The 22,543-nt window shown below is 43.4% G+C and carries 17 protein-coding genes; 5 read left to right on the forward strand and 12 right to left on the reverse strand.

The window, feature by feature from the left end; genetic code table 11:
- Nucleotides 1-349 precede the first annotated feature (349 nt).
- Both ACQ4MX_RS11115 and ACQ4MX_RS11120 read right to left on the reverse strand, forming a co-directional pair.
- Nucleotides 350-1,021: a DUF4867 family protein gene (locus tag ACQ4MX_RS11115; protein ID WP_431090592.1), complete on the reverse strand. Its 672-nt coding sequence runs from the start codon at nt 1,019-1,021 to the stop codon at nt 350-352.
- Nucleotides 1,018-2,859 (reverse strand): beta-glucoside-specific PTS transporter subunit IIABC, encoded by a 1,842-nt coding sequence (locus ACQ4MX_RS11120; RefSeq protein WP_431090594.1) that lies wholly within the window; start codon nt 2,857-2,859, stop codon nt 1,018-1,020. The genes ACQ4MX_RS11115 and ACQ4MX_RS11120 overlap by 4 nt, the downstream gene beginning before the upstream one ends.
- 361 nt (nt 2,860-3,220) lie before the next feature.
- On the opposite strand from ACQ4MX_RS11120, the gene ACQ4MX_RS11125 reads away from it, so the two are divergent.
- From ACQ4MX_RS11125 to ACQ4MX_RS11135, 3 genes are read left to right on the forward strand one after another with little or no spacing between them, the layout of a single operon-like run.
- The gene (locus ACQ4MX_RS11125; protein WP_431090595.1) at nt 3,221-4,900 is read left to right on the forward strand and encodes a spore germination protein; all 1,680 of its coding nucleotides are present in this window, start codon (nt 3,221-3,223) and stop codon (nt 4,898-4,900) included.
- A 24-nt stretch (nt 4,901-4,924) separates the two neighbouring features.
- Nucleotides 4,925-6,028 carry a GerAB/ArcD/ProY family transporter gene (locus ACQ4MX_RS11130; protein WP_431090596.1) on the forward strand — a complete coding sequence of 368 codons (1,104 nt, stop codon included), beginning with the start codon at nt 4,925-4,927 and terminating at the stop codon, nt 6,026-6,028.
- On the forward strand, nt 6,021-7,214 hold the full coding sequence (locus ACQ4MX_RS11135) for a Ger(x)C family spore germination protein (protein ID WP_431090598.1): 1,194 nt from the start codon (nt 6,021-6,023) through the stop codon (nt 7,212-7,214). The genes ACQ4MX_RS11130 and ACQ4MX_RS11135 overlap by 8 nt, the downstream gene beginning before the upstream one ends.
- Before the next feature lie 383 nt (nt 7,215-7,597).
- Here ACQ4MX_RS11135 and ACQ4MX_RS11140 read toward each other — a convergent pair whose 3' ends face one another.
- On the reverse strand, nt 7,598-8,506 hold the full coding sequence (locus tag ACQ4MX_RS11140) for a LysR family transcriptional regulator (RefSeq protein ID WP_431090599.1): 909 nt from the start codon (nt 8,504-8,506) through the stop codon (nt 7,598-7,600).
- Between the two features lie 208 nt (nt 8,507-8,714).
- Between ACQ4MX_RS11140 and ACQ4MX_RS11145 the strand changes: the two genes are divergently transcribed.
- Entirely contained in the window at nt 8,715-9,572 is an 858-nt protein-coding gene (locus tag ACQ4MX_RS11145) for an alpha/beta fold hydrolase (protein WP_431091303.1), read from the forward strand.
- Between the two features lie 483 nt (nt 9,573-10,055).
- On the opposite strand, the gene ACQ4MX_RS11150 is transcribed toward ACQ4MX_RS11145, so the two are convergent.
- The 3 genes from ACQ4MX_RS11150 to ACQ4MX_RS11160 all read right to left on the reverse strand — a co-directional run bounded on the left by ACQ4MX_RS11150 (nt 10,056) and on the right by ACQ4MX_RS11160 (nt 13,973).
- Nucleotides 10,056-12,410 (reverse strand): glycoside hydrolase family 2 TIM barrel-domain containing protein, encoded by a 2,355-nt coding sequence (locus ACQ4MX_RS11150; protein ID WP_431091304.1) that lies wholly within the window; start codon nt 12,408-12,410, stop codon nt 10,056-10,058.
- A 79-nt stretch (nt 12,411-12,489) separates the two neighbouring features.
- The gene (locus ACQ4MX_RS11155; RefSeq protein WP_431090600.1) at nt 12,490-13,284 is read right to left on the reverse strand and encodes a Nif3-like dinuclear metal center hexameric protein; all 795 of its coding nucleotides are present in this window, start codon (nt 13,282-13,284) and stop codon (nt 12,490-12,492) included.
- 125 nt (nt 13,285-13,409) lie between these two features.
- On the reverse strand, nt 13,410-13,973 hold the full coding sequence (locus tag ACQ4MX_RS11160; RefSeq protein ID WP_431090601.1) for a 5' nucleotidase, NT5C type: 564 nt from the start codon (nt 13,971-13,973) through the stop codon (nt 13,410-13,412).
- Between the two features lie 541 nt (nt 13,974-14,514).
- On the opposite strand from ACQ4MX_RS11160, the gene ACQ4MX_RS11165 reads away from it, so the two are divergent.
- Nucleotides 14,515-14,574: a hypothetical protein gene (locus tag ACQ4MX_RS11165; protein ID WP_431091305.1), complete on the forward strand. Its 60-nt coding sequence runs from the start codon at nt 14,515-14,517 to the stop codon at nt 14,572-14,574.
- A gap of 144 nt (nt 14,575-14,718) precedes the next feature.
- Here ACQ4MX_RS11165 and ACQ4MX_RS11170 read toward each other — a convergent pair whose 3' ends face one another.
- The 6 genes from ACQ4MX_RS11170 to ACQ4MX_RS11195 form a co-directional block, all read right to left on the reverse strand.
- Complete coding sequence (locus ACQ4MX_RS11170) at nt 14,719-16,305, reverse strand: sensor domain-containing diguanylate cyclase (protein ID WP_431090602.1); 1,587 nt, start codon at nt 16,303-16,305, stop codon at nt 14,719-14,721.
- Nucleotides 16,306-16,901: 596 nt separating this feature from the next.
- Complete coding sequence (gene manZ, locus ACQ4MX_RS11175; RefSeq protein ID WP_269465364.1) at nt 16,902-17,744, reverse strand: PTS mannose transporter subunit IID; 843 nt, start codon at nt 17,742-17,744, stop codon at nt 16,902-16,904.
- Nucleotides 17,745-17,754: 10 nt separating this feature from the next.
- On the reverse strand, nt 17,755-18,525 hold the full coding sequence (locus ACQ4MX_RS11180) for a PTS mannose/fructose/sorbose transporter subunit IIC (protein ID WP_431090604.1): 771 nt from the start codon (nt 18,523-18,525) through the stop codon (nt 17,755-17,757).
- Nucleotides 18,526-18,572: 47 nt separating this feature from the next.
- On the reverse strand, nt 18,573-19,061 hold the full coding sequence (locus ACQ4MX_RS11185; RefSeq protein WP_025682751.1) for a mannose/fructose/sorbose PTS transporter subunit IIB: 489 nt from the start codon (nt 19,059-19,061) through the stop codon (nt 18,573-18,575).
- A gap of 2 nt (nt 19,062-19,063) precedes the next feature.
- Nucleotides 19,064-19,483: a PTS sugar transporter subunit IIA gene (locus ACQ4MX_RS11190; RefSeq protein ID WP_025682750.1), complete on the reverse strand. Its 420-nt coding sequence runs from the start codon at nt 19,481-19,483 to the stop codon at nt 19,064-19,066.
- Nucleotides 19,484-19,683: 200 nt separating this feature from the next.
- The gene (locus ACQ4MX_RS11195) at nt 19,684-22,476 is read right to left on the reverse strand and encodes a sigma-54-dependent transcriptional regulator (protein WP_431090606.1); all 2,793 of its coding nucleotides are present in this window, start codon (nt 22,474-22,476) and stop codon (nt 19,684-19,686) included.
- Nucleotides 22,477-22,543 lie beyond the last annotated feature (67 nt).

Consider the following 22,543-nt stretch of genomic DNA (forward strand, 5'->3'; position numbering starts at 1 on the left):
TAAATATTGTCTATATCTCTATTTTAAAGCAACAGGTCAGGCTATATGTGATTTCAATCACGATGTGGCTTAAATCATAAATTTCAAGGGATTTCCCTACTCCGATTCAAGGGATAAAGGTAAGAAGCTGAAATATAAGTCATTCTGGCCAACTCACGGGGTGTTGTTTTAATTCCTGAGTGAGCATAGTCATCTGATTCCTTTCTGCAAAACAGCCTACTTGCTACGGTCTTCCTCATTATAAATTTTATAGATTAATCGACAAAGAAACCGTCCTCTGGAAGAATGGAACTACCATTCAACTTGCTCCAGAGGCGGTTTCTTTGCTTTATGAATTATTGACTTTGACTCAAACGGGTAAAATATTCAGCAGCTTGCCGTGTAGTCCGGGGTGGACCCCGGCTGCAATTTTTTCCGTCTGCGTACTATGAACCATAAGAAATTTGTTTTTCTTTGTAAGCAATGGGTTTCCCCGGCTACCTTCTCCCGTTTCAAGCGGCATATTCGTTCCTGCTGATAGGATCACTATCGTCAAATACCCTTCACTGTCAACCTTGCAAGGAGCATAATGAAGTGTCGTTGAGTATAGCTCAACCACTGTGTTTTTAGGCTGGAAAAAAGCCTGAACATTTTCGCTATCATAGGTATTATTTTCAATGTCCTGTACTTTGCCGACAAGGTGGATACAGTCCGTCGCGGCAATCACCACCTCGCTGCCCTGATGATATTCCAGCCCTGTTAGTCCTGTATTCTGCCCTGCACAAAAGCCAGCCTGAATCGGGAGTTGGCCATACACTTCATCTTGAATCCGATGAATTACACCAAAGGCTTCGAGTTCTGCAACCGAGGGTACATAATGATTTCCCTGATTGGGAACGATAGTGGTTTCTTTTGCATACTTGATAAGCCCTGTCGTATTGAAATGAGTCAGCAGCCTCCCATACGGGCGGAACGCTTCACTCATTACCTCTTGAATGACCAGAGGTGCATTGACTTGATTCAGTCTTTCCATTGTATTCATAGCTTGACCTCCAGCAATGAATCTCCCGTGTGCACTCGGTTGTTTCCCAGCACCTTAACATCAGAGTATTCGGCTGTATTGGTCACAATAATCGGTGTAGTCATGTCATAGCCCAGAGCTTTAATCTCCTCAATATCAAACTCGACTAGCAGTTGACCTTTGGTAACCCGATCCCCTTCTGAGATATGCGTTTTAAAATGCTGTCCTTTCAATTTGACGGTGTCCATACCGATGTGGACCAGGATCTCCGTTCCTCCATCCGATACAATGCCAATCGCATGGCCTGTGCGGAAGGCATTAGCTATAGTTCCGTTGAATGGCGAAAGCAGCTTGCCGTCCTCAGGCACAATAGCAACGCCTTTACCCATGGCTCCTGTGGAGAATACCTCATCAGATATCTCGGATAAAGGTTTGACAACACCCGTCAGCGGGCTGAAAATGCTCTCATTCGTCAGCGCAGGAGCTGGGGTTTCAACTTCTTTCTTCTCTTCATGGACTGCAACCATTTCTTTTTCCATGGAATCATTAAATCCAAAGAAATACGTGGTAATGGCTGTGAATACATAAGCCACTGTAATGGCAATTACGAATCCGGCGAATCCTGTGCCGAAGAAAATCGGCAGGGATGCCAAGCCCGGTATACCTGGAGCAATGGCCACGGAACCCGAAGCACCCGTGATCGCCCCGGCGATAGCACCCCCGATAATAGCCCATACGAACGGTTTTTTGTAGCGGATACTAATCCCGTAGATGATCGGTTCCGTGATGCCGAACAAACCGGTTATTGCCGCTGGGCCTGCAATCGCTTTAACTTTTGGATTTCTAGTTTTAAGGAATACACCCAGTGCCGCACCTGCTTGTGCAAAGTTAGAAGGTGCCATTAATGGTTTCATGGTATCATAACCGTATACCGCAATGTTATTGTACATAATAGGTATAAACGCCCAGTGAAGACCCATAACTACCAGCAGCTGCCACCCAGCACCCAAAATGATTCCTGCTACAATCGGACTCAAATTATATAAGAAGGTGTAGCCCTTAGCCATTCCCAAGCTCGCATATATTCCAATCGGTCCAACCGCGATCAGAGTCAAGGGAACAATGACCATAAGACAGATAAGTGGCGTTATAAAATTTTTCACGCTATCATGAATAACCCTATTCAGGAATTTCTCCAGAATCGATAGTAACCAAACTGCGATAATCACTGGAATAACCGAAGAAGTATAACTCATAAGAACAACAGGAATATTGAAGAAAGTAATATCCGCTTTATCGTTATACAAAGTAATAATATTCGGGTATACCAGAGCTCCCGCTACTGCAAGCGCTACAAACGTATTTGCTCCAAACTTTCTCGAAGAAGTGACTGCAATCGCCAGCGGCAGGAAATAAAAAATACTGTCTGCGGCAGCGAACCAGATCGAATAGACACCACCTGTTTTGGTGAGCCATCCCAACGAGGCAAGCATTAATAAAAGCCCTTTCAAAATCCCGGAAGCCGCCAGTGCTCCCAAAAATGGTGTGAAAATACCCGAAATAATGTCTACTGTCTTGTTAAACCAATTACCTTCAGACGTGGAGGGCTGGTCTTGGATAACATTGTCACCAATACTGCTGATTTTGGAGATTTCTTTAAATACATCACCTACCGTATTCCCAATAACCACTTGATATTGTCCACCGTTTTCAACAACTGTAATCACTCCGGGAATATTTTGTGTTTTGTTCTTGTTGGCCTGATCCCTGTTTTTTAATTTAAATCTCAGCCGAGTGGCACAATGCACCAAGCTAGAGACATTCTCTTCTCCGCCAGAAGGACATAATAGTAAACTCATTAAAAATCACCCTTTCCAAAACCTTAAAGTAAACGATTACTCAAATGACGTAATTAACGTTTGAGATAACGATTACTCTTCTAAAAAATAAGAAGAAATTCGTGATTTGAATTTCATCGGATTAACTATTCATCTCGTTAATAATTAATATCGAGAATTAGTTGGGTAAACGTTTACCTTTTCGCTATTAAATTATCATTTTCCGATACCTTTGTCAAACGTTTTTAGTCACATCGCCACTTCATCGGCCTTTGAATCCCCGTTTCATATTTAATGAGTAAATACAACCTTTATAAGGAATACTTTAGGAACAACTTGTATCTTAAGGAAAAATGAATTGAATCGTATGGAGGTGATCATCATGTGGTCTAAAATAATTTCTTATATTCCAAGCTGGAGTACACTCTTTCAAGCAGGCGTCGCGTTGATTGTTCCGTTAGGGATTTACTATATAAATACCTCAATTTATTCGTTAGTCGGCAGTAAAGGAGCGAAATCCAAACATTCTTCTGATCGTCCGCTCTCCGACGAACATAACGAAGGTCATGCTGATCAGCAGCATGAACCAAGCTCCAAAATTTCAGGGAATTATGATTCCGATTTAAAATCGATCCGAGAGGCTATAGGCGAAAATAGTGATGTGCATTTTCGTGAGTTTGTAGTAAAGAAATTTCATGCACGGTCCGTGTTAGTCTTCATAGAAGGTATGCAGGATGAAGAGCTTATGAACAAGCAGGTATTGCAGGTCTTGATGTTTGACGGCCAGCAGGACCCACAGGAACAGCAGGAAAGTATAAGTAACTCTTTTATAAAAGATAGCTTGATGCCACTTACGCAAATTAGTGAAGTTGCTGATATGGAGGAACTGCAGGAGTTTATCCTTTTAGGCCATACTGCCTTATTAATTGAAGGAATGAAGGGAGCACTGCTAGTCGGGTCTCCTAACGGCTCTATTCGCTCCGTCAATGAACCAACCTCTGAAGCGTTACTTCGGGGTCCCAGAATTGGTTTTACGGAGGTATTAAGTGAAAATACTTCGATGCTTCGACGCCAAGGCTTAAATAAAAGTCTGGAAATGAAGAAATTCCAAGTGGGAAGTCGAATCAAAAAAGATCTGGTTGTCGCGTATATAAAGGATATTGTGAATCCGGATCTCCTCGAAGAAGTAAACAGCAGAATTTCAAAAATAGACATGGACTTTTTAGCTGAATCCGGTTATGTGGAGCAGCTTATTGAAGACAATTATTTAAGTCCGTTCCAGCAGGCTCACAACACTGAGCGCCCCGACCGTGTCATGAGTGCTTTGTTGGAAGGAAGAGTAGCGATTCTGCTGGATGGTACTCCCTTTGCACTTATTGTTCCGGTGACCTTCAGTATGCTACTCCAATCTCCCGAGGACTATTATGAGCGCTGGATTCCAGGGACACTTTTACGCGTGTTGCGATTTTTCGGAGCTTTTATAGCGCTTATGGGTCCTGCTTTATATATCTCTTTTATATCGTTTCATCCCGGTTTGATTCCAACCAAGCTGATCATTAGCATCATCGAGACCCGTCAAGGCGTCCCTTTTCCATCTGTCATAGAAGTTATGATTCTGGAAATCTCTATCGAAATCCTGCGGGAAGCTGGCATACGATTGCCCAAACCTATTGGTCCTGCCATGGGCATTGTGGGAGGCTTAGTCATCGGCGACGCTGCTGTCAATGCGGGCATTGTTAGCCCGTTCCTGGTGATTGTGGTTTCGGTTACTGCCATCTCTTCGTTTTCGATACCGACATATAGTGCGGGCATTACCTTGCGTCTTTTGCGTTTCGTTGGAATGTTTTTTGCAGCAATCCTGGGCATGTTCGGAACCATATTGTTCTTTCTGTTAATTTGTATCCATCTGACGAAATTGAAGAGCTTTGGCGTACCGTATGTGACTCCCTTTTCCCCCATGCGTCCAAGCGATTGGAAGGATGTGTACATTCGAGCCCCTATATCTCTGATGAAACGAAGACCCGTTATGATGAAAACTCAGCAAAGCAAGCGCAAATCATAGCACCCGGAGGAAGGAGGAATGATTGTGTTTAGACGTTCTGATGATAAGATCACATCCAAACAGGCGGCAGTATTCCTGACCAATACGGTATTGGGCGCAGGGATTTTGACACTGCCGAGAGGTGTAACTGAAACGGTAAAGACTCCGGATGCATGGCTCTCTGTCCTGCTTGGCGGATGTATTGTCATATTAGTGGTGTTGCTAATGGTGAAATTAAGCCAACAGTTTCCCGGAAACACTGTGTATCAGTACTCCAGAAGAATCGTCGGAACTATTCCAGGAGGATTTCTAAGTCTGTTATTAATTATATACTTTCTCATCATCGCTGGCTTTGAGATTCGTGTATTAGCGGAAGTGACGTTGTTTTATCTGCTTGAAGGGACACCCGTATGGGCGATTGTGATTCCATTCATCTGGGTGGGAAGTTATCTGGTTTTTGGAGGTATTAATCCCATTGCGCGGTTATACCAGATTGTACTCCCGATCAGTCTCTTCTTTCTACTCCTCTGTTTTGTCCTTAGCCTAAGGGTCTTTGAAATTGACCATCTTCGTCCTGTATTGAGTAGCGGTATTCTTCCAGTAGTTAAGGGGCTAAAGTCGACTGTCCTTGTTTTCACTGGATGTGAAGTCATCATGACACTGGTCGCTTTCTTGCAGTACCCTGAAAAAGCCGTAAAGGCCATGGTAGTGGGAATCAGCATCCCTTGGGTATTATACTTTTTGACAGTATTTATGGTAGTTGGCGGGTTATCGGTGGACTCAACTGTGACAAGTACCTGGCCCACCATTAATTTAATGCGCAGCTTTGAAATCTCCGGATTTCTTTTTGAACGTCTTGAGTTTCCGCTGCTGGTAATCTGGATGATGCAAATGTTTTGTAATTTCTGCAGTTTTTTCTTCAATGCCTCCTTAGGTATCTCACAGGTGTTTGGTCTTAAATATCGTTATGCTGTATTTGGCTTAATCCCGGTTATCTTTATCTCCACGATGACTCCTGTTCGTATGATGGAAGTGTTTAGCCTAGGCGATGCCATCGGATACATGGGAATCATTTTATTTTTTCTGGTCCCCGTACTTCTTTCCATCATTTTTATAATCAGGAAGAAGGGAATGAAGCAAAATGTATAGGCGACAAATCCTATCTTTGCTGCTTGCCTTCATTCTTCTGGTAACTCAAGCCGGTTGCTGGAGCAGCAGAGAAATTGAAGAACTAAGCCTGTATACAGGAGTGGCTCTGGATAAGGGTGAGCCCAGCACATTGGAAAAGGATCTGGAGAAGGAAGGAAGCCGTTACTTCAAGAAAAATAAAATAACTGCCACTGTGCAAATCGTCCCCAAAAAGTCTTATGGAAACGCGGCAAAACAAGCCGGTGGACAAGGCCCAAACTATATCAATATAGCTAGCACCGGGGATTCTTTACTTGAAATCTTCCGGCAATTATCCCTCCGCCTGGATCGCCCGATTATTGGTCACCATCTAAAGGTCATGGTGGTTTCCACCAAATTGGCAGAACAACAGACGATGCAGCAATTGATGGATTTTGTGCTTCGTGATAATGATATTCGTCCGAGTTGTTTTGTTTTCTTAAGTAAGGAACGAGCAGCTGACACCTTAGTTACCAAATATAAGTCCGAGGTCCCATCCATTCATATTCTGTATATGCTTCGTAATCATTTCAGAACCAGCAAGGTGATGAGGGGAGTCAATTTGTCTGAATTGGATGGGTTGATGCACTCCAAAAAAAGTTATATATTGCAAAACATTTCTGAATCCGAGGGAGAATTAGAATTTTCGGGTGCTGGTGTTATTAAAGGAGAAACTGGTCACTGGATCGGTAGTTTGGGACAACAAGACGTGGAGAGCATTGCATGGATTAAAGGTGATGTTGAGGGCGGAGCTGTCAAAACGTATGACAAGCGGAATGAAGCTATAACTTATGAGATCAAATCGGTAAAAAGCAAAATAACAGCTAAGGTGACCGAGGGTAACGAAATCTCGTTTCACGTAAAAATTGAATCCAAAGGACGTTTAATCGAAAACTGGGATGAGAAAGCGGACCCGACTGAGACACGAAACATGAAAGAGGCTGAGAAAGATTTTGAAAAAGAAGTGACTAGAAGGATTAAGTCTCTTATGCACAAATTACAATCAGAATATAAAGTCGATGTCGCCAGTTTTGGCGAACGTTTAAATATTGAGCAGCCTCAAGTGTGGAAAAAAGTAAAGGATGATTGGGATTATAAGTTCAGTAAAATACCTGTAACTTTCGATGTCAAGTTATCCATTACGGATTTAGGTTCATCTGCTGAATGAAGTCCTCCCTTGATGAGCCTGTATAATATATTGTGTAAACTCCCAAAACCATTAAAATGGAAATCGTGAGACAGTAATCATGAGATACGGCCAATCCAAAGGTATAGGCTGGTTAGCCTGGTCCTGGTATGTAACATTCCGGCCTTTCCTATCTTGATCTTGTAACAGCACATAATGGCAGTCTGACTGATTGGGGTAAAACTATAGTTAACGGAGCCAATTGAGCATCGCTTCCAGATCCTTTTCCCACCATTCATCGTATAAATGCTCATAGGAAGAGCAGGCATTATCTGTCGTCGTAAGTGTTCTGACTTACGTTAGAGTAGGTTCATATTGGAATTACGTATGTGAAGGTTTCAGCGAGAAGTGTAGACAAACTCGCACTAACTCAAATACCTATTAAAATAATGCAGGAGTTCCGTTTGAAAACTTTTTGCGGTAAAACTAAGCTCACGATTTTTATGAACAATTAGACCATGCGAAAAGCTCATTTTCGAACTAAAAGGAAGATGCTCTAGTCTGCCTGTTTTTAGTTCGTTGTGAATAGCTATTTCAGGAAGCAAAGCGAAACCTTTCCCACAACTTACAATTTGTTTAATCATCTCAAGACTGGATAGCTCTAACGCATCTTTAACCAGAATCCCGGCATTTTTTAAAACATCTATGGCAGTCGTATGGTACAAACAAGATGTGCCGCTACTGATAAAAAGCTCGTCATTCAGAATCTGGACTCCCGAGCTTTCCACTTGCCGAGCTATATTCTCAGATGCAGCAAAAACGATGGTTTCCTCCAAGATTGGATAAAAGAGAATATCATGGCGCTTAGGATTTTGAGGGACAATTCCAAAATCCAGCGCATAATCCAGCACACCATTTAGGATGTCTTGATGCGTTCCCTCTTCTATACGCAGATTCACGCGTGGAAAGTTTTTCATATATTCCTGCATAAAGGGAAGCATTCGTGTAAGAAAAAAAGATTCCTGTGTTCTGATATGTATTGTTCCACATTGCTGATCCAATTCACTCATACTTTCTTTAATGGATTGACTCAAGTGAATATACTGATAAGCATATTTGGAAAATATCTTCCCCGCTTCCGTAAGTTCTACCCCTCGTGGAAACCGATGGAACAATTTTTGTCCACAGATTTTCTCCAACTGTTGAATATGAGTTGTTACTGTGGACTGCACATAGCCTAATCGATCCGCGGCACGACTGAAACTTTTTTCTTCAAGCAAGGCAATAAAGGCTTGAAAAAAACGACCTTCCAATGAATCAATCACATCGATCATCCTTTATATTTCAATTTGCAATAGTAGACATTTAATTTATTCATTAGTCAAATATATACTTTCATTATACAATGACCATACTTCGAAGCCAATTGTTGTAACACCATCACATCATGGAGACATAAATATGTTGGTTCTTGAGGAGATGGAGATTGAAAGAAAATGATATTGGCCTCTTAATTAAAAAATCTAGAGAGGGATGAAGAAAATGAGGATTTGTTATCATCAGCAAAAGGTTGGGGATGTCGAAGTTTTTTATCGTGAAGCTGGCCCTAAGGATGGTCAAGTTATTTTACTTTTACACGGGTTTCCAACCTCAAGTCATATGTTTCGCAACCTAATCCCCCAATTGGCTGAACACTATCGTGTCATTGCCCCTGATCTCGCCGGATTTGGTCAAACAGTAACCCCGCCGCGCAGTCAATTTAATTTTACATTTGACAGCCTGTTCCAAGTTATTGAAGGGTTTACCGAAGCATTAGCTCTTAAACAGTATGTACTTTATGTGTTTGATTACGGTGCACCTGTTGGTTATCGTTTGGCAGTAGCTCACCCGGAACGAGTTCAAGCAATTATTAGTCAGAATGGCAACGCTTATACCGAAGGATTTAGTGACACATGGGGATCCTGGGAGACTTATTGGCATTCTCCAACATCTGAAAATCGTGAAAAATGCCGTGATTCCTTGACTCCCGAAACCATCCGCAATTTTCAGTATCTTCATGGATCTGATGCCAGCCTCGTTTCTCCAGACGGATACTCGCTGGATATTGCTTATATGTCGCGCCCGGAGGCTGAAGAAATCCAACTCGATTTGATCCTTGATTATAGAACAAATGTGGATCGTTATCCTGACTTTCAGGCCTATTTTCGTAAGTATCAACCTCCTTTTTTAGCCGTATGGGGCAAAAATGATCCCGCCTTTCTCCCTGCTGGAGCCCAAGCGTATAAGCGTGACATTCCTTCCGCAGAAGTGCATTTACTTGACACTGGGCATTTTGCTCTTGAAACACATGCCATAGAAATTAGTGAGATAATCCTCATGTTCTTAAAAACAGGATCTTAAAACGTCACACTTTTTTATCCGGATTCTCATTCCCATATGTAAATTATGAGCTTGAAAAGCTCAAAAAATCTATGTTAACATCCTCTTATTTGTCTGAATTATTTGTTAATTCAAAACAAAAAGAGGATGTTTTTATTTAAGTTTATACTAACAAATCTCAACATCAAAAAAAAGCAAGGACCTTTCACAATGCGTTTTTCAAAAAGCTAGCTCACCATAAAGGAGTTATCATAATTATTTCCGAAAATATTGTGAGTTACACAACATTTTCAATTTGAAACTCGACTGTTTTTCAAAGGACAAAGACGAGTGAAAAAACGTGCACCTTCCATCATCTCGTACTGGCCTATCATGAACGCTCGATCAAAAGCTCGGACGTTACCGTATCCGTAAGGCTACGCCGAACTGGCGGCACTGCTGCCGTACCCATACGGCTACATCCGATTCACGTGTCAGATCGACCGCTTCCTCAACCTTGAATTGTCATTTGTATTCATGCTCAATATTTAGTCTGGTTTCTCCCTGCAACCCTCCATCTGCTGAAGCTTGAAGCAACAGCTCACCTGCCAGATGCCCGGATTGCACAATAACGAGACACCTTCCTCTGTGTGTTCGTCTCTGGTTCCCCTTGAAGGGTTCATCACTGGTGAGGTCGCCGTTGTCTATTCCAAGGATACGACCATCTCCATGTAGTTTAAAGGTTAAATCAAATTCCTGATTAGGTACAATTATTCCATCTTGGTCTGTGACGGTTACTTCCACATGGGATATCTCATGCCCATCGGCTGGTAGAACCGTCCGATCAGCCTCCAACTTTAGAGCATAAGGAAGCCCGGCAGAGATTAATTCATGCTCACAAACTTTTTGATTTCCATTGCTGCCAATAGCCCGGATTTTGCCAGGTGCATAGGGAAGCTCCCATATGATTAAATGATCAGGGTAATCGGTCAGCTTCCTCACACCGTATGATTCATCGTTCACGATCAATTCCACGCTCTCACAATTGGTGAAGGTAACCAATCGTATCAATTTTCCACCGTATTCAGGAAATGTCCAATGATCTTCCATGGCCGGGGATTTCCAGTGCATCGTCCATGACGGATTGTATTCCGGCTTCATATGTTCGTGAAATACGGCTATGTGCACAACAGGCTGGTCTGACCATAAACTTTGTTGGAGATAGGACACAGGTTTGCGGAACCCGCAAGTATCGATCAGGCCCGAGGACCACCCTTTGGAGGGATAACTTGTTTCTCCCAGATAGTCAATTCCACTCCAAACAAATTGACCAATCACATAATCGTGATTAGCGACATCAAACCAGGGATTCATGGGCAAATAACCTTTAACCCGATTATCTTTACCACGGTAGTATGGAAAAGTCTCCGTTCCAAGGATAAGAGTATCTGGCATGGCCCCCCTATAGTGCTCATACCACTGCTCCTGATAGTTCAACCCCAGAACATCCACTCGTTGTGCCAGCATTTTGGTATGCTCTACCTTGGCTTGAATCAAACCTTCACGCAAGCTTATCGGTGTATTATGCGGCTCAAGCGCACATGTAACAGGCCGGGTTGGGTCTTTTTTATGGCAAAAGGCAACGAGTTGCTCCAACATCCTGAGCATGGACGGCTGACCCTGGTTCTCCACTTCATTCCCAACACTCCACATAAAAACACTGGGATGGTTCCTGTCTCTTATGAGCATCGCTTCCAGGTCCTTTTCCCACCATTCATCATATAAATGCTCATAAGAAAGAGATTTCCATTTGTCAAAAGCTTCATCAATCACCAAGAACCACATCTGATCACAAAGATCCAATAATTCGGGCGCCATAGGATTATGAGCAAAACGAATCGAGTTACAGCCCATTTCCTTCAGCTTCTGCAGCCTTCTCTTCATTGCCGTATCATGGTAAGCTGCCCCTAGACAGCCTAAATCATGGTGAATGCAAACTCCCTTCAACTTCAGGCTACTTCCATTCAGAAATAACCCTTTTTGGGCATCAAGGATCACCTCTCTTATGCCAAAAAGGGTTCGATAACGATCCACCTCTTTATTTTCACAATAGATAGTCGTTTGGGCTTCATAAAGCACCGGGTTGTCCGGTGACCATAATTCCGGTTCTAAAACACGCGTTTTTTGCTCCATTTCGCCCGTCTCGAAGCCCGAAAGAGTCACTCGGTTTTCAATTTTTCCTTTTACTTGTCCCTGTGAGTCCAGAATTTCAGTCACCATATTACACTCTACGGCATGCTCATGATGATTAGTAACCTGTATTCTGGCACTCACCTTGGCTTCATCTGGCGAAATTTCAGGTGTGGTGATGTAAGTCCCCCATTCGGTTATGTGAATATAATCCGTACAAATCAGCCAGACATTACGATAAATACCGGACCCCGAATACCATCTGTCAGGCGGAAGAATCGTATTGTCCACTTTGACAGCAATCACATTCTCCTCTTCCCACCGAATATATGGAGCCAAATCATATTGAAAGCTAACATATCCATAGGGCCGCTTGCCCACATAATGCCCATTGACCCAAACCTCACTGTTACTGTGAATGCCATCAAATTGTATGTATACGCGCTGTTTTGGAGAGGAGGGCTTCACCTTAAAATGCTTTCTGTACCATCCGACAGACCATCTCGGCAAATAAGCTTGATTGCCACCATACAGCATATGTGGATCAAAGGACTTTTCAATGCTCCAATCATGAGGGACTTGAAGGAGCCGCCAATGCTCATCGTTGTAGTCCATTTTCTCAGCACCCGCGTAATTTCCCTCTATAAATTTCCAGTCTGTTTTGAACGGCATAATCACTCTGCTTCCCATCATCTTGCCTCCATTTCATAAAGTGGATGAACGGATATAACAACAGTGCGGGATGACCATCACAAAAGGCGTGTTCTCATTACAATATTTGAAACACTGGTCGATCTTTAACAAAGTGTACGGGAAGCATCGGAAATTGGACAGAGAGTACATCGGCGAGATACTTCATCCCAGGCGCTTCACTTTCCGCATGTCCGAGCATGATAAGTGCTTTACTTTGGCCTTGATAGACAGCGTCTTTCACATATTCTGGCGTTTCCCATTCTGGTCCTTCACCAGCAATGATCAAATCCACATTTTCATTTTGAAATAATGGAATGGCTAGTTCACCACCTCCCCTGTATCCTACTAAGATTCCCACTCGTTCACATGGCAAGGAAGCCTCGCCAGCCACCCGTACATAACGAATATGTAGTTTGGCTTTGATATATTCAGCGATCTCCTTAACTTCCATAGTCGGAATAGTCAAAATGGCGGCCGTCGGCTGCTGTTTCACAATGTAGTTGTGCCAGCCAAGAACCTGAAGAAGCCCAACCATCACTCCATCCGGTTGATAACGATGTATGGTGTCATGAAACCGATAAATGCCTATACCTGCACCGGCAATTAGGCGAGATTTTTGCAAAAAAACAGGATCATGTAGTAAACATTCCTGCATCCCCCGATGACTATAAAAGATACCTTCATGCGTAATGATAAAATTCGCACCTAGAGAAATAGCTTGTTCTATCACATACTGCGAAGCACAGAAAGCGGTTACAATTCCTTGTACCTCAGTATCTATATATCCTGGTTCCAGCAGATCTACGGTGGTGTTGGGTGTACTTATTCCCTTTGTCAGATGCTTCACAATCTGACCCATAGTTATGGTCATACACGTATCCCTCCTCATGGAAAATGTAATAAATTATACCATTTTATTTTAAGCATGAGTGCTATCATTTCTAGCAAAACAGCCAGCTCCAAGGGGGCCAGCTATTGTACGAATGTATCTATTATTTATTTCAGAACTCCTAAAATGGAGTCGATTCGTTCTTTTGCTCCTTGCCAAGATGTCATGACCGGGAACCCATATTGCTCTCTTGCTCTCAGATTCCATGGATGAGGAATACAAAGCACCTTTTTCCCCTCCTCTAGCGCAGGCACTAAATTATGAGGACCATCATCAATCAGGAGATCATAGTTAATCAGGTTCTTTCGTTTACATGGGAAAAAGTTCTCGATCGGAATGAATGGCATATGCCTTTGAAGCCAGTTCCATTTCTCCACGACGGTCTTGGGTTCTGCCGCTGTCACAATAATGACATCAAAAGCATTGCAAAGTTTCTCCATTTCTTCTACAACATACTCGTCAAACAGTTCAAGCTCCTCAAACAAACCCGGTCGCCCATAAAATACATCAAGCGTGCTTTCCGGATGACGTAGATGATCGGTGTTCCAATCTAACATTTCTTCATAACGAAGCGGATGAGTGGGGAATTCACTATTGTTATGGTATATGGCTCGTTTGACGAGATGACAGATGGTATCGTCCATATCGACTGCAATGATTGGTTTTCTCATCAGCTTGCCCCTATCCATTCTGGTAAAAGTTTTCACAAGAGTATCATACTATAATTTAATATCTTGGTGAAGCTTAGGTATGAGTTGTCCCATTGGACTCACATTTTTCAAGATAATCAGCCAAGTAGAACGTTAGGTTTTGCTACATAAAGTAGGTACATGAATGGATTATATACGTATTTCATCATTAGAGCCGCCTAAGGCTAGGAGATGGATAGATTATGAATAAGAAAGCTGATGGATTTGAGGGTGAAAAGTTATATGTCCTTCCACCCTATATGTTGAATAAATTAAAATTGAATCCGCTTATAAGTAATCTATATATTACGGATATAGGCTGCTTTAGCCATGCCCGCCATCATTTTCGCGGAAGAACTCGCAGCTGTGACTCTCATATATTCATTTACTGTGCCATCGGAAAAGGTTGGGTACGAACGGAGGATAACATAACCATTTGCATGACGGAGCGAAGCTTCGCGTACATTCCCAGGAACATGCCGCATGCTTATGAGGCGGACGATACCCTTATTACTTCTCCAGACTGTTCAAAAAAATAGTGGGCTGCTCTCCTTTGGAATACCGAAATAATCTGAAGGGTTGACCCATGATAATTGGTTGGTCCACCAACCAATTAATTTATTATCAATAAAATTATAACAAGAAGAGGCGGCAGCTGAGAGGTCAGAAATAGATTATAGTCCATTCCACGCAAATTTGCTGGTTGTAAGCATTTTGAGGAGTTACTTTAACCCTCAGAGACTATCGTTCTGTTTCTTCCTCTGCTCTTGGCCAGGTACAATGCCTGATCCGCCTTCTCTATCAGCTCCTCCCGCTCTGACGCATGCAAAGGATAATGGGCGATGCCCAGAGAGACCGTAACTCGTGTCGGAATGGGAGCCCTGCTTTGTTCCAAAGCCCGACGGACTCTTTCCGCTACGTTGAAGGCTTCCTCAGGCCGATTCAGCAGAATGACGAACTCTTCGCCGCCGTAGCGATAGCAGACATCATCCGGGCGAAGCGAGGTAACTATAACTTCGGCAACATGTTTCAAAACTTCGTCACCGATGAGATGGCCGTAGGTGTCGTTTACGAATTTAAATTTGTCTACATCCAGCATAATGAGCGAAAACGGCAGACCAGAGGCCATCCATTGACTCATCGTATATTCAAGCGATCTTCGGTTCATTAATCCGGTCAGAACATCCGTCACAGCTTCCTGGGTCAATTGATCCGTCTGCTTCTGAATATTCAACATGGCAAGCATTACGGCCTTGGTGAGCAAATCGGCCTCCTGGCTCCAATGCGGCTTCGCTTCCGGCATTACAATCTTTTCCTTGCCTATCTTGCTCACCAGATTTGCTAGATAGACAAAAGGCCGGGCCAACCTGAATGCTACGAGTATGACGCCCATCAGCAATATGATGAACGGAAACAACGAATACCACAGAATTGTCCGAATGTGGTCCATCAGTTGATCATGGATTAGACCAATCGGCGAAACGACCACAATTCCCCATCCGTTGGCCGGGACACTGGAGTATCCGGCAAGCATCTCGACGCCACTGATGTTGCGAACTTGCTGTTCCCCGCTTTCCCCCTTCATCAACTTCTGCACTACCTTGTTGCTGCTGACATCCTTCCCGAGGAGCTGCTTGTCCGGGTGATACAGCAGGCGTCCGTTGGAATCCACAATATAATAATAAGAACCGGAATCGTCCACATTACTGTTGCCAAAAATATCAGACAGGATATTGTTCTCCTGAAGATAAAGCGTGCCACTCAAAATACCGAGATATTTACCGGCGCTGCTGAAAATCGGTTGACTCATAAATACGATTAGTCTCTTAGTGTTTGAAGTCATGTATGGGGAAGAAATATACGGTTTTTGGAGTACCAAAGCTTCCAGACTGGCCTTAGACGTGATACGCCGACCTGCCATTCCCACTCTAGCCGGCGCTACATTGCAGATCAGCCCGTTGGCTTCGACCACTGCGATGGAATTGAAGAAATTGCTGCTCTTGCGCATCAGATCTAAATAATCGTACACTTGCTTCGAAGTCATGGCATCAACATCGGAAAGTTTATCGGCACTGTATTCCAAGCTGCCGCGCATGGATCGAAATAAAGAATCCATCGTCTTGGAAATGCGATCAGCGTTGGAGTAATTCAGATGGAGCGTCGTCTCCATCAATGAATTCTTTTGGGACTCATAAGAACCAACCAGAAGAATGCTTGAGGTTAGCAGAACCACCAGCGTCACCAAGCCCGTAAGCAACGATATGAGACTTAGCTTTTTACTTTGACGATGTTCGGCTCTTCTCGGTGTAGACAAACTATGACCCTCCCTGGTTCCTGAAAACTTGTTTAATCCATAATACATCAAATTCTGAGGTTATTCGACAATTAGTCGGTGAACTCCATCTTTTCATAATATAAATAAGGAAGACTGGCAAAATGCAAGGGCTTCGGGAACTCGAAATGTTTCACTCGGACCATGCTGGCCATACTTGTCGGATCACTTTATTCGGCCCACTATCCATCAGGATTAAATTGGAGCCTGCAAATTCAAATAACATTTCGGAATGATTTTTGTATAACGGGTTGGTTATGATCTGTAATTCCCGATGAGTACAGTAGGTACCGGGGAAATTCCATTTGGTTTAAAAGAAGTCGTTGTCAGACGCCGGTTTGTAAAGGTAGTGCATCCATTTCTGGCGTCATTCCATACAACGTACGCGGATTCACTGTTAGGTCCATTCGATATGCGGCTCCCAAACTCAGGTTGCTTTGCACTCGAAAAGCATAATTGGTAACGGGTAATGGCGAAGGTGAGGTACTACAGAGGAATGAAAGTAAAGCGCTTACATACTCAAAAAGCAGATTTCCGGTCAAGGATGGCTACTTGACCGGATCACTTTAAAAATCGGCTTAAGCCAATACACCCAGAGCGTATCCAATAATTCCTATTGCGAATAAAGCAAAAATCAGAGCTATAGCATTCACTTTCTTTTTGAGCAGTCTCATACACAAAAAAGTCAGCAAGAGAGGTAACAGACCAGGTATCAATTGATCCAGAATCATCTGTATCGTCGTAACCACCTCTACTCCATCCGAACGGGTATATCTGGATACTTCAAGCGGCACATTCAGGGTAGTCCATTTGGATACGAGTGCGCCCATGACAAAAAGTCCCAGGATGGAGGCCGATTCCGTAAGCTTTTGCAACCGGTTTCCGGACATGTCGGACACAATCTCCGTCCCTTTTTGGTAGCCGTATTTCAGCCCGTACCACTTGGTTGCCAGGCGAAGAACGTTAAAGAGCAAGAAGAAAAGGACAGGCCCGATGATGCTTCCGGACAAAGCAATGGAAGCTCCCAACGCAGCCAGAACCGGGCGTAACGTTCCCCAGTAAATAGGGTCCCCTACTCCGGCTAAAGGCCCCATCAAGCCGATTTTCACTCCACTTATGGTAGCATTGTCAATAGGCTGGCCATTTGCTTTCTGCTCCTCCATAGCCGCCGTTACACCCATAATCGGTGCTGAGATAAACGGTTGAGTATTGAAAAACTCCAGATGCCGCTTTAATGCTTCTTTTTGGTCTTCTTTCTTGCTGTATAGCCGCTTGATTGCCGGAATCAAGGTGACACAAAAACCAATCGACTGCATACGCTCAAAGTTAAACGAGCCCAGCAGGAACCATGAACGGAAAAACATTTTGTTTAGATCGCTTTTTGTCAATTTTTTTTCTTCCATAGTACCCCACTCTTTCATTAGGTATTCTTTAGAGCTCTTCAATTTCACCTATTTGATCTTTTCGCTGACTATATTTAGGACTGAGCTGGATATACAGCAAAGCCAGAACCGCTCCTATGACCCCAAAGCCAACCAGATTGATGCTCGTAAATGCCGCAATGACAAAGCCCAAGAAAAAGAAAGGCATCAGGTATTTGGCTGCCATCATGTTGATAACCATGGCATACCCTACAACGACGATGAATCCTCCTGCTATTTGCAACCCTTTTGTAATGACCTCTGGGATCGAATCAAGCAAAGCCGTAACCAGACCGGTTTCTGCTGCAATAGCCACCAAAACGGCAGGCAGAGCGACGCGCAATCCCTGAAGAAGGAGGGCGATGAAGTGGCATAGTTCAATTCCTCTGAAATTTGAAGATTCGGCATATTTATCTGCCAAGTGCTGAAAGAACACGGTAATCGTTCTAACAAAAATCGTCAACACTTGCCCAGCAGCTGCAATCGGAATCGCAACAGCAATTCCGGCGCCGATCGACTGATGTCCAACAATAACCAATATAGTTGAGATTACACTGGCCAAAGCGGAATCCGGAGCCATTGACGCCCCGACATTCATCCAGCCCAATGCCATCAATTCCAGCGTACCGCCTAGAATAATACCAGTTTTGAGATCTCCCAGGACTAGACCGATCAGTGTACACGCAACCAGAGGCCGATGAGTCTGTCCTTCATCCAAAACGCTGCCCATTCCGCAAATGGCTGCAACCAGCGTTACCATTACGATTTCAAAAACACTCATGTTTAAACCCCTCTCTTATGCCAACCTGCTCTTGTGCCAACCTGCAGTTAAAACTGGACATTCTGGAGCTTGTTAATCAAATTGATTTTAGGATCACTGGCCACTTTTCTAATTTCCAGTTCAATCCCCTTTTCGTGCAGTTTATGAAATGCCTCTACATCCTGCTTATCTACGGACACCGCTCCGGTAATCTGTGTCTTGCCTTCTTTAAAGCACATTCCACCTACATTTACAGATGTAAACGGTACCCCGCCTTCTACGACCCGCAGTACATCAGTCGGATTGGTAAACAGGAATAAGGTCTTAAAATCGTTATATTTAGGGTTGTTGTAAGCTTCAATCGCTTTTGCAATCGTGACGACATAAGCCTTAATTCCCGGCGGCGCCACCTGTAATAATAAGGTTTTGCGCAGCGTATCCGCAGCGACCTCATCGCTGACCGCGATGATTTTGTTACACTTCGTTTCTTTCACCCACACAGTAGCCACCTGACCATGGATCAGACGATCATCAATACGAACAAATGAAATTTCCATACCTATAATTCCTCCTCTGTTTGTATGTCCCGGATGACACGAAAAGACTTCATCGAATCCTGACCCGCACGGATGGCCAGATCACTCAGATTCTCCACTTCCTCCAGCCCTCTATTTGTCAGCAGGTCTACGATCATTGGCAGGTTTACCCCTGTTACAATGTCCATTTTTTCATAGCCGGCCACAATCCTGCTGGCCGCATTATAGGGGCTGCCACCAAACAAATCGACGAGAAAGATAAGTCCATCCGTCCAATCAATCGTTTCCAATGCCGCTTTGTACTTCTCAACAAGTCCGTTAACGCTTTCACCAGGCTCAAACGTCACGCCCACCACATTTTCCAGATGTCCGAAAATCATTTCCGTGGATCTTAGGATCTCTTTGGAAAGTTTTCCATGTGTGCCAACAATAACACCTATCATTTGCTTCACCCCCTCCTTACATCCTTCGCCTATACTTATATGCAAGTCTCGTGCCAACATTCTGTATGATTAATTCAATCATCAAAGAAAAGACCAAATCCCTCGGCTGTTCCGGGGATTTGGTCTTTCCTCGCTACCTGCTTATTTTCAACATCCGCATTATTGATACACATCTGAAAGCGTTTTATACACTTACGCCATTACTCGGGAATACAGTTATATACTTCGCTTAAGATTTCACAAATATAATATTTTTCATCATTGGTCAGCTTCATGTTCATACTGGAAGCAAATATATTGCAGGAACGGTTCACCGCATCGAGAGTTCGTTGATCAAGCAAGGGTACATCCCCCTGATATACTAACCCTTCTCCAATGACCATTCGTTCCATGGCATGAGCCGTATGAACGGCAAGTTGAACTTTCTTTGCATAATGAAAATCGACTTCCAGTTCCTGTTCCAGCTGTTCGATAAATTTCATCAAGATCCCCAAAATTTTGTGGGGATTCAAATAAGTCATAAACTCCTTTAGCGTATTCTCACATAGCTCTCTAACAACTACGCTTTCGTTAGCATGCATAACAGGCAGTTGATTGTTCAGCAACAGTTCTCTTAATGCATGCTCACCGCTTGCCTCGATCAGTTTTTCCAAAGGAATAAACGGTACATTCAGCTCGCTTGGCCGCTTAACTCCAATCACTGCAAGAATCGTATGCTTGGCCCGTAAATCTTTCACCGTTTTATCCAATTCCCTGACTTTTGCCGGTACAACGACGATTTTCTCTTCTGTTAAGTCGTAAACGACCTTCTCCACAAACTCCTTCAGCTTGACTGCGGCGCCTTTGCCGGAAGAACAAACCGTCACAATTACCTTATTACTAACCTTCTCTGCTTTCACTTCGGTGTTTCCATTGTTATATCCACGAAAATCCTTCAGGGATTGGTAAATTTCCTCTATATTCATATCAAAAATACTGGCCTTCCGCACGGCCTCCAACGTAAGGGGAGTTGATACCATATCAATGGTCTTCACCTTGATCCCGACGCGTTCCATAATGGTTGCTTCAAGGTTGAGCAGGGAGCCCATATCAACTAGCAGCAATACGCCTCTGCCATTGTCAATGTCCTTTACTTTATCAATAACAACCTCTAGAATTTCCCTGGGACTAACATCCAAAGGCATATCTACTGCACAAATATTTGAGCTTCCCAGCAGGCTATCGACGACGCCGACGATACTGCTCGCCGTACTGTTGCCATGTGCAGCTACGATGATCCCTACATTTCCTTGATGCTCCTCCTCCACCGATTTCAGGAGAATCGCCACATAGGTAGTCTCGGCATCGGGTACGCTGACTTCGAACTTGGACTCGATCAAATCCTTGATAATCAGTGCCAGTCTGTATTCTTCATCCTGATCATTCATCGGATCATAGATTTGTTTGCTGATGTATTTCTTCTCTCGGATTCGCTTTAAAAAGGCACTCAAATGAAGGCTGAAGGCATAAACAAACCTGTCACTGTACTTTCTGTTCAGTTCTTTTTGAGCCATCTCCTGCACCTGTTCAGCGAACTCCAGGATATTTCTGCCCACGATTTTAAGGATCCGTTCCCGTCCCCCTTTGATGTTATAAAATCGGTTATAGAAGCTTTTGATATGAATATTGACATCTGTAGTAATAAACTTATTGATAAAGCTGTCGTCAAGTCCTTCTTCCTTCAACATCCCTATTTTGTCTTCAATCAATTTGTACAGGTTGAACGGCAGTTCAGAAGCGTCTGCTTCATCCATTCCTTTGCTGCCTTCAGGAGTGATATACAGCGAGGAGTTGACCATTTCCATTTCGGCAATCTCCTTGCGGTTTTTCCCCATATTAAATAGACCTTCCTTGATATTTCCGGGCAAAATTTTAAAATCAAGTTCAATTTCTTCCTTATTTTCATGTATGCTGTTCAAAAATCCTTTGGCACACACAAGCTGAATGTTCGATTTCAACTGGCCGATATTGCCATAGGTTACGCTGCCAATCAGTGCTTTTACAGTTTCCAATTCAACCCTAATGGGCTTGTTAACACGATGGGCCTCGTTTGCGAAGAGATGCTTCAGGATCAAAAACCGTTCTTCAACTGCTCGTTCTTGCAGGGAAGGAATGTTGATCGTAATCGGTATCCGTCTGATAAAGGTTTTAAGCATGGAAGAACTGGGATCTTCTGTCGTAGCGCCGATGAGCAGCACATTCGCATCCCGCTTACGCTCCGACTCGCCCAATTTGTTGTAACTGTTCGTGTCCATGAAATAAAAAATCATTTCTTGGCCTTCTGGAGGCAACCGGTGAATCTCATCCAAAAACAGGATGCCTCCATCCGCTTTCTCGACCAGTCCCTCTTTTTCCCGATCGGCCCCGGTAAACGCCCCTTTCACATGTCCAAAAATATGGGAAAGTAGCAGTTGAGGGTTATTGTAATAATCGGCGCAGTTAAATACGATAAATGGTGCTTGCTCCGAAAACCGCTTCATATATTTTCCATAATTATACATTAATCTGGCAAACATCGTTTTTCCTACGCCAGTCTGCCCCACAATCAACGTATGCAGGCCCTTCGGCGGGTATAATATTGCCGCTTTTCCCTGCTCAACCTGATTTCTCATACTGCCCATGAAACCGATTAAGGCGTGAAACGGATCGACTTGCTCTCCAGGCAGCAATATTTCATTAATGCTGTTTACTTGGATTTGTCTCTCTTTAAGCTGAACCGTAAAAATCTCCTCGATTACCTGCTTGTGCAAAAACTTGACGGGTCTTCCCTTGATTTTAATAATCAAGTCAGCGCGAAGTAGGCTATTAAGCTCCTTGCTTACATTATTTCTCAGCATATTCTGACGATCGGCTATTTCCGCAGCCGTAATTCCATCGCCATCCAGCAAAGCCTCTATCGATAGTTTCTTTGTGCCTTTGGCAATATACTCTAAAATCTCATCAATTCGTTTCACAGTATTCCCCCAGCCTGACGAGTTCTCATTTAATTAGTATATAAAAAAAGAAGTAATCCTCTACAAA

This window comes from Paenibacillus sp. 8b26 (assembly GCF_050626875.1).
Lineage (GTDB): Bacteria > Bacillota > Bacilli > Paenibacillales > Paenibacillaceae > Paenibacillus.

Bases quoted from the DNA above. Each gene is read 5' to 3' on its own strand.
- ACQ4MX_RS11115 (WP_431090592.1), bottom strand. From the start codon at position 1,021: ATGAATACAATGGAAAGACTGAATCAAGTCAATGCACCTCTGGTCATT.
- ACQ4MX_RS11120 (WP_431090594.1), bottom strand. From the start codon at position 2,859: ATGAGTTTACTATTATGTCCTTCTGGCGGAGAAGAGAATGTCTCTAGC.
- ACQ4MX_RS11125 (WP_431090595.1), top strand. From the start codon at position 3,221: ATGTGGTCTAAAATAATTTCTTATATTCCAAGCTGGAGTACACTCTTT.
- ACQ4MX_RS11135 (WP_431090598.1), top strand. From the start codon at position 6,021: ATGTATAGGCGACAAATCCTATCTTTGCTGCTTGCCTTCATTCTTCTG.
- ACQ4MX_RS11140 (WP_431090599.1), bottom strand. From the start codon at position 8,506: ATGATCGATGTGATTGATTCATTGGAAGGTCGTTTTTTTCAAGCCTTT.
- ACQ4MX_RS11145 (WP_431091303.1), top strand. From the start codon at position 8,715: ATGAGGATTTGTTATCATCAGCAAAAGGTTGGGGATGTCGAAGTTTTT.
- ACQ4MX_RS11150 (WP_431091304.1), bottom strand. From the start codon at position 12,410: ATGGGAAGCAGAGTGATTATGCCGTTCAAAACAGACTGGAAATTTATA.
- ACQ4MX_RS11155 (WP_431090600.1), bottom strand. From the start codon at position 13,284: ATGACCATAACTATGGGTCAGATTGTGAAGCATCTGACAAAGGGAATA.
- ACQ4MX_RS11160 (WP_431090601.1), bottom strand. From the start codon at position 13,973: ATGAGAAAACCAATCATTGCAGTCGATATGGACGATACCATCTGTCAT.
- manZ (WP_269465364.1), bottom strand. From the start codon at position 17,744: ATGAAAGAGTGGGGTACTATGGAAGAAAAAAAATTGACAAAAAGCGAT.
- ACQ4MX_RS11180 (WP_431090604.1), bottom strand. From the start codon at position 18,525: ATGAGTGTTTTTGAAATCGTAATGGTAACGCTGGTTGCAGCCATTTGC.
- ACQ4MX_RS11185 (WP_025682751.1), bottom strand. From the start codon at position 19,061: ATGGAAATTTCATTTGTTCGTATTGATGATCGTCTGATCCATGGTCAG.
- ACQ4MX_RS11190 (WP_025682750.1), bottom strand. From the start codon at position 19,483: ATGATAGGTGTTATTGTTGGCACACATGGAAAACTTTCCAAAGAGATC.